The sequence below is a fragment of the Bacteroides sp. genome (genome assembly GCA_036351255.1).
In the GTDB taxonomy this organism is placed as follows: Bacteria; Bacteroidota; Bacteroidia; order Bacteroidales; family UBA7960; genus UBA7960.
In genome coordinates this window covers 1-2,136 of sequence record JAZBOS010000022.1, presented here as the reverse complement: position 1 = coordinate 2,136, position 2,136 = coordinate 1, and the positions used below count along the sequence as shown (strand labels likewise).

The 2,136-nt window shown below is 49.4% G+C and carries 2 protein-coding genes; both read left to right on the top strand.

Features of this window, described 5'->3' with window-relative positions; genetic code table 11:
- On the top strand, window positions 1-1,023 hold a 1,023-nt coding region (locus V2I46_02095), incomplete at its 5' end, for an MFS transporter (protein MEE4176279.1).
- Window positions 1,024-1,095: 72 nt separating this feature from the next.
- On the top strand, window positions 1,096-2,136 hold a 1,041-nt coding region (locus tag V2I46_02090), incomplete at its 3' end, for a hypothetical protein (protein ID MEE4176278.1).

Genomic DNA, 2,136 nt, shown 5'->3' with positions numbered 1-2,136 from the left:
ATCCCTTTGGCGGTTTTTGTCTGGTTCTTTTTACTGTCGGTTTCCATCGGAGTTTTGCAGGATCGCATCGGCAAGCGAAACATGGTGAACATTGGCATGATGGTCACGGCGGCAGGGCTTCTGCTTCCGTTCTTCATTTACACTTTCCCCACCTTGCTCATCGGTTTTGTCTTCCTGGGTATTGGCAATACCATTATCCAGGTTTCTGCAAACCCGCTGATCATGGATGTGGTGCCGGTTGACCGGCGCTCAAGCTTCCTGAGTTTTTCTCAGTTCATCAAGGCCATTGGCTCGATGGTGGCACCCTTTGTGGCATCATACTTTGCCATCAAGTTTGGCAACTGGAAACTGGTTTTCCTGGTGTTCGGGCTTTTCTCCATCCTTTCGGTGATCTGGCTGCATCTGACACCCATTACCGAAACAACTTCCACCGAAAGCAAGGCCTCATTCCGTTCGGCGTTCAAGCTGCTGGGGACACCCTATATTTTGCTTATGGTGCTCGGAATCTTCTTCGTGGTAGGCATAGATGTGGGCATCAACTCCACATCGGGGCAGTTCCTGATGGACAAACTTGGGATGGACCCTGAGCCTGCCAAGCAGGGCAGGAGTCTTTACTTCCTGGGTAAAATGCTTGGGACCTTCCTGGGGGCGCTGTTGCTCACGAAATTTCACCCCGGCAAATTCCTTGTCTTCTCTGCATTTGCTACCCTGGCAACGGTGCTTGCTTTTATCTGGGCACCAAGTCCGGTTTTGGCCATTACCATGATGTTCCTGATCGGGATGGCTGCATCCAATATTTTTCCACTAATTTTCTCCATCACAGCAGGTAATTATCTGACCCGTGCCAATGAAATTTCAGGACTTATGATCATGGCCGTATCGGGCGGAGCCTTTATTCCTCCCCTGGTGGGCCGGGTGTCGGACCTGCTGAGCGTTACAGCCGGTATGTATGTTTTTGCAGGCTGTGCAATTTATTTAGTGTTTCTTTCCTTTTTTGCCCTTGTGAAAAAGCCGAAAGCATGAAACATTTTTTGACCATTCCGTAATGGAGAATAAATGCAAAGCCTGACAAAACGCAAAACCAAACAATTTCTGATGCCTGCCGGGAAGCCGGCGGTTAAGCCCGGTATGTACGACATTTACCCGGCGCACCGCCTGGACGAAGGATTGATCTTTACCGGCTTCGAATCACTTGCCAGGGAAATTGCAAAGTACCCGATTGTTATCATTGACGGATACCAGGGCGTGTTTTTTGAAGAGATCAGGGCATTGCTGCAAAAGTGTTTTCGGGATATGGGTTTAAGTGTAAACTGGATCAGTGCTTCTTTAGCCCAGAAGCCAGAGAATGAAATCGACCCAATGATCATGCCTTTCCTAGGTGGCGATGACCCCTTGTTTGGCACCCGGACCACCCTTAGCCTTCCTGATTTTTTCGATGCTGAGAAATTGAATGCTATAAAGGCAGATGCAGCCTTTGACCTGAATATTGTTTATGGTACCGGAGCCGCTTTGAGTCCGGTGATGGGCTTGCTGGTTTATTTCGACCTGCCAAAGAACGAGCTGCAATTCAGGGCCAGGGCAGGCTCAGCCACCAATTTCGGTGCGGAAGAGCCCGGCGATTACGGGCAAATGTATAAGCGCTTTTACTTCGTGGACTGGGTGGTGCTTAATGGCCATAAACAGGAAATCCTGGACAGGATAGATGTTATTGCCGACGGTCAGCGACCGGGTGAGGTCAATTGGGCTTTCGGAGATGACATACGTAAGGGGCTCCATGAAATGAGCCGGAGTGTTTTCAGGGTACGTCCCTGGTTTGAGCCAGGCGTTTGGGGTGGCAGCTGGTGTCTGCAGAATATTGATGGGCTTAACCGGGATGTTCCCAATTATGCCTGGTCATTTGAACTGATCGTGCCAGAAAACGGCCTCATCTTTGAAAGCGCCGGCCTGCTGCTGGAAGTTTCCTTCGATATGCTTATGTTCAGGGAAGGCCTTAATGTGCTTGGAGATGCCTTTGAAAGGTTTGGAACAGAGTTCCCCATACGTTTCGACTTCCTCGACACTTTTGACGGTGGCAATCTTTCCGTTCAGGTGCATCCCACAGAGAATTATACGCTAAAGCATTTCAATGAAAAGTTT